Source organism: Thermostichus sp. OS-CIW-20 (genome assembly GCF_054061455.1).
On record NZ_JBSSEF010000005.1, the window covers coordinates 55,600 to 71,341 of the forward strand.

The following is a 15,742-nucleotide window of genomic DNA, read 5'->3' on the forward strand; positions in this document are numbered from 1 at the left end:
GTTGGGGGCGGGAGAACCAATCCTCACAGTTGTGGAGGCCGTCTCTCAAGAACCGGTGTAGAGCCACAGGGGCAGGCCTGAGGTGCTTACCTCAAATTGCAGACGCGCCAATGCCTCTGCCGCCGGTAGCAAGCGGGCCCAACCCCTGCGCCGTGGGAGCAGATCGCAGAACTTCGCATCGGGCGGCAACCCTGACAGCTCCGCGGCCCAGAGGCGGGCATCCTCTTCTGTGCCCAGGCGATCCACCACGCCCAGGTGCAGAGCTTGTTCGCCGCTGAAAATGCGGCCATCGGCAAAGGTTTTGACCACATTCACGCTTAGCCGGCGAGCGGCAGCAACGGTTTGCACAAATTGGTCGTAGGTGATGTCGATCAACTCTTGGAGGATGTTGCGCTCTTCTGGGGTCAGCTCGCGGTCAAAGGAAAGGATATCCTTGTAGGGGCCGGACTTGATGACCTTAAAGGAAATCCCTATCTTGTCCAGCAGCCGTTCGAGATTGTTGCCGCGGATAATGACGCCGATGCTGCCGGTGATGGTGCCGGGGTTGCTGACAATTTTCTCGGCTCCCATGGCAATGTAAACCCCTCCAGAGGCAGCGATGTTGCCAAAGCTGGCCACAATGCGCGTGCCCTTGCGTTCCCGCAGACGCGAGAGGGCATTGTAGATTTCCTGGGAGTCTGCCACTGTCCCACCGGGGCTCTCGATGCGCAACACCACGGCAGGGATCTGTCTTTCTTCCACCTCTTGCAAGGCTTTGAGAACCCGCTCTCGGGTTCTGCCATCGATCACCCCTGTTACCTCAATGCGGCCAATTTGCTGACGCCAGCCCCCCAAGAACCATCGCTTCAGCATAGGAAAACGGCACGAAAATAAGCCTCTACCCTCGTATCATGAAGGCCGTCTGGGGGCGCGGTCAACCAAGCAGCTCAGACATTGCCGTACACCGGGATCGCCGCCCCTCTCAGATCCCGCGCCGCTTCCGAGACCAAAAAGGCGATCACCTGCCCGATCGACTCGGGCTTTACCCACAGCTCCGCCTGCTCGGAGCCCATGGCAGCCCGGTTGGCCGGCGTGTCGATGATGCTGGGCAGGATGACGTTGGCGGTGATGTCGGTGCCTTTGGTTTCGGCGGCAATGGTGCGGGTCAGGGCCACCACCCCCGCTTTGGAAGCACAGTAGGCGGCCAGTTGGGATCCCGGCTCTACCGCCCCTCGGGAGGCCACCGTCACGATCCGTCCATAACCCTGTTGCCACATCTTGCGCAGGCTGTGCTTACAGGCCAGGAAGGTGGTGGTGAGGTTGAGGTCAAAATCGCGCCGCCAATCTTCTAGGCTGTACTCGTGAGTGGGGCCCATGGCAAAGCCGCCCACCAGGTGCACCAAACCATCGACGCGGGGCAGATCGTCGATGAGCCGTGCCACAGCGGCTTCGTTCAGCAAATCCACCTGCACAAAGCGCACCTGATCCAGGCTATTGGCCGGCAGGCGCTGCCGCAAAACAGCCAACTCCTCCTCTTGGCGGTAGGTCAAGGTCAACTCTGCCCCTGTGTCCAGGAGCACGGGGGTTACTCCCAACCCGAGCCCACCGGTACCGCCAGTTACAAGGATCTGTCTGCCTTGGTTGTTGAGCATAGGTTGTTTTGGGGTCTGGTGAAAAACCCTTGAGGACTTCCTCTCACCCTACCGCGGTTTTCCCTCGCCGGAAACGGCAGCCATCCTAGGTGTCTGCTCCAGCAGCAGATCGCTCAGGGCCAGCCAATCGGGCAGATCCAGCTCTTCGGCACGGGCCGTGGGGCTGAGGCGGAGCTGAGCCAGAGCGGCGGCCACGGTCTGGCGATCCACGAGGCCTCCCAGAGCATTGACAAGTTGCTTGCGGCGGGCGGAGAAGCCCTGGCAAACCAGTTGGGAGAACCAGCGGGGATCGCGGGCGGGGGTGGGGGCGGGGCGGGGAGTGAGGCGAACCACTGCCGATTCCACTTGGGGAGGAGGCCGGAAGGCGCTGGGGGGCACGCGGCAGATGAGCTCGCACTCGGCCAAGTAGCGCACCCGTACACTCAGAGCGCCGTAGGCTTTGCTGCCAGGGCCGGCCTGCAGGCGCTCGGCCAGCTCTTTTTGCACCATCAAGACGATGCGCTCAAACTGCCTCACCGGCTGGGCCGGGCATCCCAACACTTTCTCCAAAATTGGGCCAGTGAGGTTATAGGGGATATTGGCCACCAGCAGGCGGGGCTGAGGCGGCAGCGGCAGGCGAAGAAAATCTCCTTCCACCAAGTGAAAGCGGGGTTGGTCGGCGAAGCGCTTTTGCAGCAGCCGACACAGATCCCGATCGATCTCTACCGCCACCACATGTACGCCCTGGGCCAGCAACCGCTGCGTCAACTGCCCGGTGCCGGGGCCGATCTCCAGAACCCACGCAGGATCCCTCTGAGGAGGCGGCAACTGGGCGGCCCGCACAATCGCCTCATGAACCGCGGGATCCTTAAGCCAATGCTGGCCGAACCGTTTGCGGGGATAGGGCATCGGTGGATCAGCACTGGGCCGGATAGGGCATTAGGTTGGGATTCGTAGCCTCTGGGGGGCCTTCTTGAGCTGGGCTCGCCTCCCCCCCTGGGAGCGGCTGGCGGTAGAGGGGCACGGTAAAAGTGACGGTGGATCCCAGCCCTTCGCCCAGGCTATAGAAGTTGATCTCTCCCCCCATTGCCTCCACCAGCCGTTGGCTGATGGCTAGGCCCAAGCCGGTGCCGCCGTACTGGCGGGTGGTGGAGCCATCCACCTGGGTGAAGGCCTGAAACAGCTTCTGCTGCTTTTCCAGCGACACGCCGATCCCGGTATCGATGACGCGGATGCGGGCCATCCCCGGGTCGCCGGGAAGGAGGTCGGCTCGTACCGTCACCGAGCCTTTGGGGGTGAACTTGATGGCATTGCCCACCAGATTGAGCATCACCTGCAGCAGGCGTTGGTAATCTCCGTACAGCCAAATCCGATCCGGCGTGGGGGGCAGGTGGAAGCTAAGTTGCAATCCCTTCTGTTTGGCCTGCAGGCCGGTTTTGGCCTCCACATCCTTGAACAAGGCGCGCAGGTCGCAGGGCTCAAACTGCAACTGCATTTTGCCCGCCTCGATCTTGGCGATGTCCAGCACGTCGTTGATCAAGGCCAACAGGTGCAGGGCCGAGCGGTAGGCCTCCTGCAAAAAGTCCAGCTCCTCTTCTCGGCTTTCGGCCATCCCGTCCAGCACCAGCCTAATAAAGCCGATGATCCCGTTGAGAGGGGTGCGCAGCTCATGGGAAGTATTGGCCAAGAATTGACTTTTCAGTTGGTTGGCCGATTCTGCTTGGGCGCGGGCCTGCTCCAGCTCTTTGTTTTTCTGGCGCAGTGTCTGGTTGGCCAACTGCAGGCGAGTGGCCAGTTGGCGACTTTGATCCAGCAAAATGGCGTGGGCAATGGCGGTGCCCAGGTAGGTGGCGATGCTCTGCAGCACCTGAAGGTGGCCGGCCTGCCAGAGGGGGGCTTCGTTGGGGGGCAACACTTCCAGCCAGAGCAGGCTGTTGGCATAGCCCCGGTAAGACATGGCGATGGCCAGATGGCGTCCCATCACCACCGGCTCTTCTTGACGAAGGGCTTGCAGCAGAGGCGGGTGATCCGCCAGACGCAAGGTCTGGTTCAACAGCGAGGGATCCCCCGGGTTGCGGCGGTACTCAGCATTGACTGTGAGGGAGTCCTGCCCCATTTCGTAGAGGGCCAGCAGGCAGCGATCCGCCCCGAACAACTGGCCCAACTGCTCCACCGTCTGCTGGCACAGCTCGCGGATGCCGAGGGAGTGGCCGATGTTGCGCAGCAACTGCGCCGTGATCCCCGGCACCGGCTCGGTCAGGAGGGGATGGCGCTGGGCAGGGGGGCTGCCGGCTCCGCCGGCCAAGTTGAAAGGCGTCGCCCCCAACACCTTGCCCACTACCGACACGGCCACCACCTCCCCCTCCATGTCCCGCACCGGGTTGAGGCAAAGATGCAAGTGCAACTTGTAGCGGGGAGAAATCACCTGACACTGATGCTGCAAGGGATCCCCGCTCGCAAACACCTGCCTGAGCTTGGCTTCGTACTCCTCCGCATTGGCCACCTCCCAGCTTTGCTGTCCGCTCAGGATCTGCTGCGGGTAGATGGCGTAGTTCTCAGCACCCTCCCAATAAAAACTCCAGAAACGCTGCTGGCGATCCTGGGTGTAGAAAATCAGATCCGGTTGGAGGACGCCCATTGGGGGAGAGGCCATCATTGCGTCGGGAAAACAAAGCTCTTCGGCCTGAAGCCTCAGGTTTTCGCAGAGGAAGCTGGGCTGGAGTCCTTGTTGAGGCGGGCGAAGAGCATCCGGCCCGCCGAGGTTTGAATGGCGCTGGTCACCACAACCGAGCGAGTCTTGCCCAGAGAGCGCTGTCCCTCTTCCACCACCACCATCGTGCCATCCTCCAGATAGCCAACCCCCTGGCCCGGCTCCTTCCCTTCGCGGGTGATCTTGATATCGAAGCTGTCGCCGGCAATGTAGATGGGCCGCAAGGCTTCGGCCAGCTCGTTCACGTTGAGCACCTTGATCCCCTGCAGTGTGGCCACCTTCTTCAGGTTGTAATCGGTGGTCACCAGCGTTCCCCCCACATTCTGGGCCAGGCGCACCAGCTTCTCGTCCACGGTGGCCAGATCCGGGTAGTTGGCTTCGTGAATCACAAAGCGGTCGGGATAGGCCTGGCGCAGGGCTTGCAGCGTATCCAACCCTCTGCGGCCTCGCTCCCGTTTTTGCGGATCGGCTTTGTCGGCGATGGTTTGCAGCTCCGCGATAACAAAGCGAGGGATCACCAGCGTTCCCTCCAAAAAGCCTGTCTCGATCAACTGGGCCACGCGCCCGTCGATGATGGAGCTGGTGTCCAAAACCTTGGGGCTGGCCGCCACCACACTGCCCTCTGCGGCCGCCTGCAGGGCGTAGTTGGGGTTGAACAGGCGCAAGAGCGCAGGGCCATGGGTATCGGCCAAACTCACCCCCAAGTAGGCAAAGGACAAGCTAAAAAAGACGGAGGCCAGCGGCTCGATAAAGCTATTGAGCTGCTGAGGCAGGGGCAACAAATAGACAGGAACCATGGCCAAGTTGGCAATCACCAGGCCGATCACCAACCCCACCGAGCGGCTGATCAACACATCCGGCGGCAGCGAGCGTACATTGGCCTCGAAGCGGCGGTAGCCCCAGCGCACCAAGGATCCAAAAGCCAAACCCGCTAGGACACCAAAGCCGCTGGTAACCACGCGCGCCCCCTCCACATTGGCCCCCTGAATGGCGGCAGGAGGGAGCAGATCCAGGCCGTAGAATCCAAGACCCGCCCCGGCCAACATGAAGATCACAATCAGTAAGACATCTAACATGGCGAAGGAAGCGCCCCTGCTCAGAATAGGCTTGGGTCTGCTGCTCGCAACAGGCAAATCTGAGTCCTATTCTAGTCTTCTGGCTGAAGAGAGGGATCTCATCCCCCACCCCGAAAGAAGGAGACTATGCTGAAGAAGGGCGATCCCTCCCTGGCTTGAGGGGTCTGGCGAGAAATCGCTACAATCAACATCTCGACATCCCAGGCAAGGTCTTAGCAGAGCTGGAAGCAACTATGGCACAAGCACTGGAACTAACGGCCGAAAATGTGGAAAAAGTCCTCAACGAGCTGCGCCCCTACCTGCAAGCCGATGGCGGCAACGTAGAGCTGGTGGAAATCGACGGCCCGGTGGTGAAGCTGCGCCTACAGGGGGCCTGTGGCGCCTGCCCCAGCTCCACCCTGACCTTAAAAATGGGCATCGAGCGCAAGTTGCGGGAGAGCATTCCCGACATCCTGGAAGTAGAACAAGTGTTCTGAGGGCTCTGCCGCTTCTGGTCTGTTATCTTGGTTCCTTAAGGCGGCAGGTGCAGCCGTCGCTGTGGCTCTCTGCCTCTTGCTCTTTTTTTCCTTCTCTCCTTCAAGCCAGCCCATGCCTGTTCTCCTCTCCATCGCCATTCTCGCCCTGCTGATCCTGGTGCATGAGGCGGGACACTTCGCCGCAGCCAAACTCCAAGGGATCCACGTCAACCGCTTTTCGCTGGGATTTGGCCCGGTGCTGTGGCGCTACCAGGGCAAGGAGACGGAGTACGCCATTCGCGCCCTGCCGTTGGGGGGCTACGTGGGCTTTCCCGACGATGACGAGCGCTCTCCCTACCCGCCCGACGACCCGGATCTGCTGAAGAATCGCCCTGTCGCGGATCGCCTGGTGGTGATGAGCGCGGGGGTGATGGCCAACCTGGCCTTCGCCTATCTGGTGCTGGTGCTGATGTTTGCCACGCTGGGGATCCCATCGGTGACGCGCATCCATCCCGGCATTCTCATCGCCCAGGTGATGCCGGATAGCCCGGCGGAGCGGGCCGGCTTGCAGGCGGAAGATGTGGTGTTGCGGGCAGCCGACCACGATTACAGCACGGTTGCCGACGAGGCCTCGGCCTTGGCAGCTCTCAATGATTTTCAGGCGTTGATCCGCCGCAGCCAAAACCGGCCCGTCCCCCTGCAGGTGCAGCGAGGGGAGGGGGATCCCATTCTGGAGATCACGGTGACTCCCGAGATGCGGGGAGAGGTGGTGGCCATTGGGGTCAACCTGGCCCCCAACCAAGAGGTGACACTGCGCCCGGCTCAGAGCCCGGCAGAGATCTTTGCCGAAGCCGGGAACGCCTACCAGCGCTTGGTGATGATGAACCTCAGTGGCCTGCAGCAGCTCCTGCAGAACTTCCAAAACACCGCCACCCAGGTATCCGGCCCGGTGGGGATTGTCAAGCTCGGCGCGGATCTGGCGCGGGACGATGCTGCCAGCTTGTTTAATTTCACCGCCTTGATCAGCATCAACCTGGCTATTCTCAACCTGTTGCCCCTGCCCGCCTTGGATGGGGGACACATCGCCTTTTTGATCTTGGAAGCGATCCGCGGCAAGCGGCTGCCCAAAGAACTGGAGGAACGGGTGATGCAGACGGGCTTGGTGCTGCTGCTGGGGCTGGGGGTAGTGCTGATCTTCAAGGACACCCTTGCCATCGTCACCGGGTCGGGCTAGTTGCAGATGAGCGGCAAGCGGGCTTTGCGCCAGCGGGCTTTGGAGATCCTGATCCGGCTGAAGCGCCATTACCCCAACTCTACCTGTGCCCTCCACTACGAAACGCCGCTGCAACTGCTGGTGGCCACCATTTTGTCTGCACAGTGCACCGACGAGCGAGTCAACCAAGTTACGCCGGAGCTGTTTCGCCGCTTTCCCGATGCCCAGGCGCTGGCGGCGGCGCCGCGGGAGGAGATCGAGGCCCTGATCCGTCCCACCGGCTTCTACCGCAACAAGGCTAAACACATCCAAGAGGCCTGCCGCAAGATCGTGACGGACTTCGGCGGCCAGGTGCCCCGCACCATGCCGGAGCTGCTCACTCTGCCGGGGGTGGCCCGCAAGACGGCCAATGTGGTCCTGGCCCATGCCTTTGGCATCAACGCTGGCGTGACTGTCGATACCCACGTCAAGCGCCTCAGCCGTCGCCTCGGCCTCACCGAGCACGAGGATCCCGTGCGCATCGAGCGGGATCTGATGCAGTTGTTGCCGCAAGCCGACTGGGAAAATTGGTCCATTCGCCTGATCGAGCATGGGCGGGCCATTTGCACCGCCCGCAAGCCCCTTTGCGAACAGTGTTTTCTGGCCGATCTCTGCCCCAGCGCCCCCCTCCCGGGGCCGGCGGAGAAAACGGACAGAGAAGCCGCAACAGCCTCCCAGACTTGAGCGCCTGGCATCCGGTTTTTCGGCTCCCCCTCGCCCTAGAATAGGCTGCATGGACGATCAAGCGACTAGACCGACCGCCGCGACCTCGCCTGTTCTCGTTATTGCCGGGCTGACGGGATCCGGGAAAACCCTGGCCATCCAGCAATTGGAACAACTGGGCTACACCGGCTTGGAAGGGATCCCGCCTGACCAGGCCGTTTATTTAATCGAGGCAATCCGGCCTCGCCACCCTGCTCTAGCGGTGAGCCTAAACCTCCACACCCCGGAATATCGGGAGCAGTTCCTTGCCTTTGACCGCTGGCGGCAAGCGCAAGGGATCCCTTTCCTCTTTCTGGAGGCTCGTCCCCTGGTATTGCTCAACCGTCTCAGCGCCCACCGCCGCCCCCACCCTCACCGCCCTGGCCTTGGCCTGTTGGAGGCCATTGAGCAGGAAGTGCGCGATCTGGCCCCCGTGCGGGAGCGCTGCACCCACCTCCTGGATACGTCTGAGCTGAACAGCCAGCAACTGCGGCAGCAATTACAAGCCCTGGTCCACGGGATCCCACAGCCGCTCAACCTGAGGCTGGTCAGCTTCGGCTTCAAGTACGGTGCCCCCCCCGATGCCAACTTGCTGTTCGACGTGCGCTTTTTGCCCAATCCCTTCTTTCAGCCCCATCTGCGCCACTTGACCGGCCAGGATCCGCCTCTGCAGGAGTTCCTCTTTGCGGATCCAGTTACCCAATCCACCTACCGGCAGATCTTTTCTCTGGTGCAGGCGTTCTGGCCCCACTACCGAGCAGAACGACGGCCTCACCTGACCGTGGCCATCGGCTGCACCGGCGGGCAACACCGCTCTGTGGCTCTGGTGGAGCGCCTGGCTGAAGATCTGCGGCCCTGGGCTGTCCCCACCGACAACCCTGCCCTGCCTGCCCTGAACATCCAGGTGCAGCACCGCCATTTGCTGGATTCGCAGCGGGAGCTGGAGGCCCGCTTTGGCCCGCCACCCCCTGCCGCTGGCGTAGAACAGCAACAGGTTAGGATCCCTTTGGCCGGCGTTCCTGCACCTCCCCATGACTAAGCCCGCGCCCAGCAACAAGTCCACTGTGTGGGGGCCTCGCCGTCGCCAGGCCACTTGGCCGGGAAATGGCTGGAAATGGCTCTTCCCTGGTCTGGCGGTCAAGCGCTGGCTCACCCTAGCCGTGGGGGGCGTGCTGCTGATGGTGCTGGGCATCGCCATCTGGACAGAGCTGACCCCCATCTTTCGCCTCAAGCGATTAATCGACATCACCCTGCGCCTGATCACCACCTGGATCCCCAACAACATCAGCGGCCCCTTGGTGACCGGGATCGGCTTGGTGATGGTGGTGCTGGGCTTTCGCAGCGCCATGCGCTCCATCGAAGATGTGCTGATCCCAGAAGGAGACGAGGCGCTGGTGGATAAGCTCCTGTCGCGGCGACGTCTGAGTCGTGGCCCTCGCATCGTGGTGCTGGGGGGCGGCACCGGCCTTTCCAACCTGCTGCGGGGGTTGAAGCACTACAGCTCCAACATCACCGCCATTGTCACCGTGGCCGATGACGGCGGCTCCTCAGGGCGCTTGCGGCGGGAGATCGGCGTGTTGCCCCCTGGAGATATCCGCAACTGTCTCACCGCCTTGGCCAACGAAGAAAAGCTGCTCACGGAGCTGTTTCAATACCGCTTCCAGGCTGGGGAAGGTCTGAGCGGGCACAGCTTCGGCAACCTGTTCATCACCGCCCTCACCGCCGTAACCGGGGGCGACCTGATTCGGGCCATCACCGCCACCTCGCAGGTCTTGGCCATTCAGGGACGGGTGCTGCCGGCCACCCTGGCGGACGTCACCCTCTGGGCGGAGTTGAGCGATGGCCGCCGCGTGGTGGGCGAGTCCAACATCGCTAAAGCCAGGGGGCGCATTTGCCGCATTGGCTGCGACCCGCCCAACCCTCCTGCCTTGCCCGAGGCGATCGAGGCCATCGAGGCGGCAGAGTTTGTGGTGCTGGGGCCGGGTAGCCTCTACACCAGCATCATCCCTAACCTGTTGATCCCGGAGATTGTGGAAGCTCTGGCCAAGAACATGGCGCCCCACATCTACGTGTGCAACATTATGACCGAGCCAGGGGAAACCGACGGCTACACCGTTGGGGATCACGTCATGGCCCTGGATCGGGTGGCGGGCGTGCGCTTGTTCGATGGTGTCCTGGTACAGCGGGAGCCCCCTTCTCTCCGCGCCTTGGAGCATTACCGCCGCAATGGCTCTGAGTTTGTGGTGCTGGATCCGGATAAGCTGGCCTACCTAGGTTGCCGGGCAGTTCTGGCCAACGTCATGCAAGAGGATCCTGAGACCGGCTTGGTGCGTCACAACCCTGAGCGCCTAGCGGCGATGCTGATGCGCTGGTTTGACAGACACCGCTAAACCACCCCACGGCCCCACCTTGCTAAGGGCTAGCTGTAGCCGGTAGATCCTTGCGGCTAAGTCGTGCACAAGAGGAGTTTCCATCCCCTTGCGGGAAGGGGTAGGGGAAAAAGCCTGATTAAAGCTGGAAGTCTTTTGGAAAGTAGGCCAGGATCGAGTTGAGGGATCCCAAGTGACGGCGCAGCGTTCCCGGAAAATCCCGGCAAGCTGTTAGCTTTGGAGGTTGTGCGCCAATGGTAAAGTTGTTCTCGTCTCTTTTTAAGAGGACTTCTGACTCCTTGGCTGGGATCCCGGCTGCCGAGTTGGGCGCTCCTCAGTCCTGTGCCGGCGATAGTGGCATGGATCCCTGGGCTGGCCAACGGGAGCGGATGGTGAGGGAGCAGATCTTGCAGCGAGGGATCCGCGGTCCCCGGGTGCTGGAGGCAATGCGCAAGGTGCCGCGCCACCTTTTCGTTCCCCCGGAGCTGCGGGAGCGCGCCTACAGGGATTGCCCGCTGCCCATTGGCTACGGCCAGACGATTTCTCAGCCCTATATTGTCGCCTTTATGACTGAGGCGGCCCGCCTCACCCCTGAGTCGGTGGTGCTGGAAATCGGCACCGGATCCGGCTATCAGGCGGCCATTTTGGCCGAGCTGGCCCGGCAAGTATATAGCCTGGAGCGGCTGGCTCCCTTGGCCGCCCGCGCTCAGCAAACCCTGGCCTCCTTGGGCTACCGCAACGTGGAGGTGCGCCAGGGAGATGGCTATCAGGGTTGGCCGGAACACGCCCCCTACGACGCCATCGTGGTGACGGCAGCCCCCCCAACCCTGCCGACGCTGCTGCTGGATCAACTGGCGGTGGGAGGTACCCTGGTGGTGCCGGTGGGCGAAAGCCAGGGATTCCAATCCTTGCTGATCCTCCACAAAACCCCGGAGGGGGTGGTGCAAAAGGGGGCCTTCCCAGTGCAATTTGTGCCCATGGTTTAGTCTTCTGCGGCCAGCCAGAGCTGGCGGCGAATTTGCAGCGCCAACTGAGGGTGGTCGGTGATCAGCCCCCGCACCGGCGGCTCCTCCCCAGACGGGCGCAAACAGAAGGCCATGATCTCCGGATCGTTGACCGTCCAGACGTAGAGCGGGATCCTGGCTTGGGCCGCCGCCGCCAAAAACGGCAGGTCCAGCCAAGAGTAATGGGGGGCGAGAAAATCCGCTCCCACCTCGCGGCAGTAGGTCAAGAGGGATCCCTTCTCTCCCTCCGGCTGCGCCTCCACCAACAGGCCAACCTGGGGGGCAGCCCCTCCCAGAAGGGCTTTCACCCGTTGCGCCACCTGGGGCAAAAAAGAGGTGATCACACACTCTGCAGGGGTCAAGAGCTTGCCGATGAGGGCGAGGATCTGTTCTTCGTAGCCCGCCTCTTTCAGCTCGATATCGAGGGCAATCCTGCCCCTGACGTGGAGCAGCGCTTCTTCCAAGCTGGGGATCGTGGGCTTGCGGGCGCGGATCTCCGCCCAAGTGAGCGCCGCCAGCGGCTGCCCCTCCAGCTCGGCATCGTGAAAAACCAGCGGGATCCCGTCGCGGCTGCGGCGCACGTCCAGCTCGATCCCGTCGGCCCCGCCTTCGATGGCCGCCGCAAAAGCGGCCAGGGTATTCTCCTCGGCGTGGGTGTGATCCCCGCGGTGGGCGACAATCCGGGTGGGAAAGCGATAGTCTGGAGGAGTTGAAATAATCTCTCTAGCCATGGACACAGCTGCAATTGCCGCCTTCAAAGAGCGCATCAAGCGCATTCGCGAGCGCCGGCCCACCTTGGTCAAGCTTTTGGAAAAGCCAGACCTGGGCAGCTTGCGGGTCGATGTCAATCAAGCCTTGGAGGAGATCGACGAGCTGCTGCAGGAGTTCGAGCAGACCTTTGGCCCCCAGGACTAGCCAGCCTGGGCGAGCTCTTGCAGTTGGGCCAAGACCTCGGCACTGTGCCGAGAGGGGTTGACAATCGGGTCGATGGCCCGCAGGATCCCCTCAGGATCGATCAAAAAAGTGTTGCGCAGGGCCATCTCCCCCGTCCAGGAGCCGTAGGCGCGGCTAACCGTGCCCTCAGGATCCGAAAGCAGAGGAAATTGCAGCCCCTCTGCCGAGCAAAACCGTCGGTGCGAGTCCACCGAGTCGGCGCTCACGCCCACAATCTCCGCTCCCAGCGTCCGAAACTTGGGCAGATCCTGCTGGAAGCGGCGCGCCTCGATGGTACACCCGGCAGTGAAGTCGCGGGGATAGAAGTAGAGCACCACCCACTTGCCGCGAAAATCCGCCAGCCGCCGCACCTGGCCCGACTGATCCGGCAGCTCAAATTCCGGCGCCGGCGCCCCGATCTGCGGCAGGGGGGTGGTGCCCCACTGGGCCAAAGCGGGCTGAACCCCTGCCCAGCTCACCAGCAAAGCCGTAAACAACCCCACAAGGCCCAACCAGCGCCAGCTCCTGCCCCCTTCCTCGATAACCACTGCAACACCTCTCCAGCTTTCTAGCTCTAGTTTACATAACTTCACGGCAGCCACTTGCAGAGCAAAAGCTGGGGTGGGATCCCCAGCCAATGCCACAGTTGAGAGGTGCGCTGGATGGGAGTGTAGCGCAGTTGGGCGTAGAGCTGCCGGGCGGCCAGATTGTCTTCCACCACGTGCAGATACAACTGGTGATAGCCCCAACCTTGCACCACTCCTTCGGCGCTGAGCAAAAGCTGCCGCGCGATCCCGCGCCGCCGCCAAGGGGGCAACACCGCCAAGTTGGCCAGATAGGGATACTTCCCATGGGCCATCGCCCGCAAGGAGATCTCGGCAGTGGCCACCACCTCGCATCCCACCGCAGCCGCCAGGCAGCAGTAGTGCGGATCCCTGGCCGCCAGCTTGAGGCGCAAATCCTCGCGGATGCCCAACTTGTGAATCGGGTGGAGCCAGCGCTGCAGACCCAAGGGCGGGTAAAAGACCTGGGCGAGAACCTCCGCCACGGGCTCCAAATCACCTAGCGTGACGGGATAGACCACGAGGGAGGGCAACACAGAGGAAAACAGGGCGTTCAAGCATCTGTTGCAAGCGTCCTTGCTATTTTCGCAGAGAAGCGGCAAGCAGCTCGCAGCCAACAAGAAGTGGCGGCAACCCCACCGGCACCGCCACTGAACCGACAAAACTTGAGTGGAGGGGAAACCACCCACCCCCATGCACGTCACCTGCATCCAAACTTAGCTGTCTCTTCACTTATTCGATTGTTCTGAGCGATTGTTCTGAGCTCACCCCCCTCTGCTCAATTGACGGGGAGAGTAGAACAGCCACCTGACGAACCAACTTTTGAAGCTCTGCTCCCGAGGGTTGAAGTGCCAAAACCTGACCCGCTCTCGCACTGTGCCCTACAGCTCCCCAGCATAGCGAGCTGAGCCTTTGGCGCGATAGACATCATCGGTAATGGGCTGGTAACCTACTTCAACCAGATCAGACTTGGCAGGCGTGAACACGCGGATAACTGCTCTAGCAATTTTCGAGAGAAAGGCAAGCATAAAAACCTCCTCCAAGCGAGCGTGAAACTATGAACTGGGCGAACCCAAAATTGCTAAAGCCCGCAGCCCTTGCTCTACTGAGCAGAGTCCTGATTCGCCAGAGTCTGCAGGGGGGAGCACCTGAACCCGACCGAGCATCGGTTTTCCACCTCTTCCTTGATCCTAAACGGAGACTCGAAATAGCAGGCCGGCATCCCTTAAACGGGTAAGACCGCTCGCCATCTTGCCATCTCACCAGAGGTAAACGACCCCTTATCGTTGCAGCGGCTGACCTCAACAGACCCGACCGCTATTTGATTTAGCTCCCATGTCCCTTCTTCGGAAGAAAACCTGTCGTAGGTGCCAGGTGCTCCTCTGGGCAAGACAACCGCTTGCTATAGAAACCTGCCGGCGCAACGGATCGGAAGTTTGCACGAGATTGGATCAAAACGTTGACCGACAGGAAGCTTTGAGCTTGGGCAGATTGCAGGCTGGTGTCTCGCCTTTGAGATGAAGCTGAGATATTATCCTCCTTGCTTGAATCACTACATTTCTAATCTAGCTTGGGTCAAATCCCTCTACAATGGCTGGCAACTGTTCTTAACAGTCTAGGTCATTTCTTTAATCGTTCTTCCCATATTTCTTCAACATAGGTCTCCAGTAGATCTTGCAGTCGGATCCTCTGCCCTTTTCCAGAAGAAAGGTCTACTTTTTAGAAACTTTCCAGAAAGCAGGGGGGCTGGATCCCCAGCTCAGCCGAGGATTTGACCGAGACCACTCGACCCGGCCTCGGTGGGCCTCCCCCTTCAGGCGGGTGTCGGGGAGAACTTCAATTCCGGGGCCGAGAGCGCAGGATCAGCAGGGAAAAGTAGGGGGGGCGATAGTCGGCCAATCCTTCTAGGGTGGGGAAGAGAGCTTGCTGGGGCCAACCGGCCCAAACCACCAAGCTGGCCTGCTGTAGCCAACCTCTTGCCGCTAGCCACTGCCAAACCTGAGGATAGACGGGGGCCACTTTCATCAGCACAACCACGTCGGCCCAGGTGCAGGCCTTCTCCAGCTCCGTCAGGGCAAAAAGAGCAGGCAAAATCGCCAATTTCTCGGAGCCGAGCGCCAAAGGGGATCCCAGAGCGGCAGCGGCGGCAAGAGGAGAGCACACCCCCGGTATGGCCTGGATGGGCAAGTCGGGGATCCGCTGCCGCAGGGCTTGGGACAGGTAGGCAAAGGTGCTGTAGAGGCCCACATCCCCTTCGCAGACAAAGGCCACATCTTCTCCCCGCTCCAGAGGCGGGGCCAGTTGCTCGGCAGCCGCTTGCCAGGCCGCCTGCAGCAGCTCGACTTGGGTAACAAAGGGCAGATGCAGCGGCAACAGGGTTTGTTCCGGTCGCAGCCAAGGGCGCACGATTTGGTAAGCTAGGCCCGGCTGGCCGGCGGCGTTCTGGGGGCAGGCCACCCACCTGACGGCGCCGAGGATGCGGGCTGCTTTGAGGGTGAGCCACTCGGGATCCCCGGCCCCGGCGCTAATGCCCCAAAAAGTCCCCAGGCCCATGGTGGAGCTTGTCCGCCAGCTCAGGAAGCTTGGCCGTCTGGCCCCTCAGGCCTTGCCTCGGCGGCGTCGGGGCGAGTGTCAGGCTCTGGACGTCCCCCACCTTCTGCGGCCAGATGATCGAGGGCCTCTTGGAGCGAGTTGCGCAAGGACAAAAACTTCTCTAGCCGCACCAGTTTCACCGTTTGGGTGATGCGGGGGTTGCTCACCACCTGAAAGATGCCCCCACGGCTCTGGGCCAGCTTGGCCAATTGCACCAGGGCACCGACGCCAGAGCTATCGATGAAGTCGATCCCCGTCAAATCCAGGATGAGATTGGGGGATCCCTCTTCTAGGTATTTGGTGACCACCTTAACGAAGACCGGCTCAGAAAAGGCATCCAGAAGGCCCGTCAGGTAAAAGACCTGGCAGTTCTCCAGCGCTTCGTGGCTGCCGCGCAAGCTGACCGTCAGAGACAGAGGTTCCGGAATGGCTTTTCTCCTTTTATCTATCTCGACAGAGGGTTGAGGCCCGATCTC

Annotated in this window: 18 protein-coding genes; 7 read left to right on the plus strand and 11 right to left on the minus strand. The window is 61.6% G+C overall.

Annotation, left to right across the window (positions count from 1 at the left end):
* Positions 1-45: 45 nt before the first annotated feature.
* From sppA to ACVWXC_RS03560, 5 genes are all read right to left on the minus strand, one after another.
* Positions 46-852, minus strand: coding sequence for a signal peptide peptidase SppA (gene sppA, locus ACVWXC_RS03540; protein WP_457391101.1), 807 nt, complete (start codon positions 850-852; stop codon positions 46-48).
* A 74-nt stretch (positions 853-926) separates the two neighbouring features.
* A complete protein-coding gene (gene fabG, locus ACVWXC_RS03545; RefSeq protein ID WP_011429803.1) occupies positions 927-1,631 on the minus strand; it encodes a 3-oxoacyl-ACP reductase FabG in 705 nt (234 codons plus the stop codon).
* Positions 1,632-1,679: 48 nt separating this feature from the next.
* The gene (gene rsmA / locus ACVWXC_RS03550) at positions 1,680-2,519 is read right to left on the minus strand and encodes a 16S rRNA (adenine(1518)-N(6)/adenine(1519)-N(6))-dimethyltransferase RsmA (RefSeq protein WP_457391099.1); all 840 of its coding nucleotides are present in this window, start codon (positions 2,517-2,519) and stop codon (positions 1,680-1,682) included.
* Between the two features lie 7 nt (positions 2,520-2,526).
* A complete protein-coding gene (locus tag ACVWXC_RS03555) occupies positions 2,527-4,248 on the minus strand; it encodes a sensor histidine kinase (RefSeq protein ID WP_011429801.1) in 1,722 nt (573 codons plus the stop codon).
* Between the two features lie 53 nt (positions 4,249-4,301).
* A complete protein-coding gene (locus ACVWXC_RS03560; protein WP_457391096.1) occupies positions 4,302-5,396 on the minus strand; it encodes a PIN domain-containing protein in 1,095 nt (364 codons plus the stop codon).
* A gap of 233 nt (positions 5,397-5,629) precedes the next feature.
* Here ACVWXC_RS03560 and ACVWXC_RS03565 point away from each other — a divergent pair, with 233 nt between their 5' ends.
* The 6 genes from ACVWXC_RS03565 (at position 5,630) to ACVWXC_RS03590 (ending at position 11,160) form a co-directional block, all read left to right on the plus strand.
* Complete coding sequence (locus ACVWXC_RS03565) at positions 5,630-5,872, plus strand: NifU family protein (protein ID WP_011429799.1); 243 nt, start codon at positions 5,630-5,632, stop codon at positions 5,870-5,872.
* Positions 5,873-5,984: 112 nt separating this feature from the next.
* A complete protein-coding gene (gene rseP, locus ACVWXC_RS03570; protein ID WP_011429798.1) occupies positions 5,985-7,085 on the plus strand; it encodes an RIP metalloprotease RseP in 1,101 nt (366 codons plus the stop codon).
* A gap of 6 nt (positions 7,086-7,091) precedes the next feature.
* Positions 7,092-7,787: an endonuclease III gene (gene nth / locus ACVWXC_RS03575; RefSeq protein WP_011429797.1), complete on the plus strand. Its 696-nt coding sequence runs from the start codon at positions 7,092-7,094 to the stop codon at positions 7,785-7,787.
* 49 nt (positions 7,788-7,836) lie between these two features.
* Complete coding sequence (rapZ, locus tag ACVWXC_RS03580; protein ID WP_011429796.1) at positions 7,837-8,844, plus strand: RNase adapter RapZ; 1,008 nt, start codon at positions 7,837-7,839, stop codon at positions 8,842-8,844.
* Positions 8,837-10,195 (plus strand): gluconeogenesis factor YvcK family protein, encoded by a 1,359-nt coding sequence (locus tag ACVWXC_RS03585; protein WP_011429795.1) that lies wholly within the window; start codon positions 8,837-8,839, stop codon positions 10,193-10,195. The genes rapZ and ACVWXC_RS03585 overlap by 8 nt, the downstream gene beginning before the upstream one ends.
* A 233-nt stretch (positions 10,196-10,428) precedes the next feature.
* Entirely contained in the window at positions 10,429-11,160 is a 732-nt protein-coding gene (locus tag ACVWXC_RS03590) for a protein-L-isoaspartate(D-aspartate) O-methyltransferase (RefSeq protein WP_457391093.1), read from the plus strand.
* Here the strand turns inward: ACVWXC_RS03590 and ACVWXC_RS03595 are convergent.
* A complete protein-coding gene (locus ACVWXC_RS03595) occupies positions 11,157-11,909 on the minus strand; it encodes a glycerophosphodiester phosphodiesterase (RefSeq protein WP_011429793.1) in 753 nt (250 codons plus the stop codon). The genes ACVWXC_RS03590 and ACVWXC_RS03595 overlap by 4 nt on opposite strands.
* On the opposite strand from ACVWXC_RS03595, the gene ACVWXC_RS03600 reads away from it, so the two are divergent.
* Entirely contained in the window at positions 11,908-12,093 is a 186-nt protein-coding gene (locus ACVWXC_RS03600; protein ID WP_011429792.1) for a hypothetical protein, read from the plus strand. The two genes, ACVWXC_RS03595 and ACVWXC_RS03600, sit on opposite strands and share 2 nt — an antisense overlap.
* On the opposite strand, the gene ACVWXC_RS03605 is transcribed toward ACVWXC_RS03600, so the two are convergent.
* The 5 genes from ACVWXC_RS03605 to ACVWXC_RS03625 all read right to left on the minus strand — a co-directional run bounded on the left by ACVWXC_RS03605 (position 12,090) and on the right by ACVWXC_RS03625 (position 15,664).
* Positions 12,090-12,623, minus strand: a complete 534-nt coding sequence (locus tag ACVWXC_RS03605) for a peroxiredoxin (RefSeq protein WP_011429791.1) — start codon at positions 12,621-12,623, stop codon at positions 12,090-12,092. The genes ACVWXC_RS03600 and ACVWXC_RS03605 overlap by 4 nt on opposite strands.
* A gap of 77 nt (positions 12,624-12,700) precedes the next feature.
* The gene (locus tag ACVWXC_RS03610; RefSeq protein ID WP_041438176.1) at positions 12,701-13,231 is read right to left on the minus strand and encodes a GNAT family N-acetyltransferase; all 531 of its coding nucleotides are present in this window, start codon (positions 13,229-13,231) and stop codon (positions 12,701-12,703) included.
* A gap of 324 nt (positions 13,232-13,555) precedes the next feature.
* The gene (locus ACVWXC_RS03615; RefSeq protein WP_011429789.1) at positions 13,556-13,702 is read right to left on the minus strand and encodes a hypothetical protein; all 147 of its coding nucleotides are present in this window, start codon (positions 13,700-13,702) and stop codon (positions 13,556-13,558) included.
* Positions 13,703-14,510: 808 nt separating this feature from the next.
* Entirely contained in the window at positions 14,511-15,227 is a 717-nt protein-coding gene (locus ACVWXC_RS03620) for a precorrin-2 C(20)-methyltransferase (protein WP_099812307.1), read from the minus strand.
* Between the two features lie 20 nt (positions 15,228-15,247).
* Positions 15,248-15,664, minus strand: coding sequence for an STAS domain-containing protein (locus tag ACVWXC_RS03625; RefSeq protein WP_255322534.1), 417 nt, complete (start codon positions 15,662-15,664; stop codon positions 15,248-15,250).
* Positions 15,665-15,742: the final 78 nt, after the last annotated feature.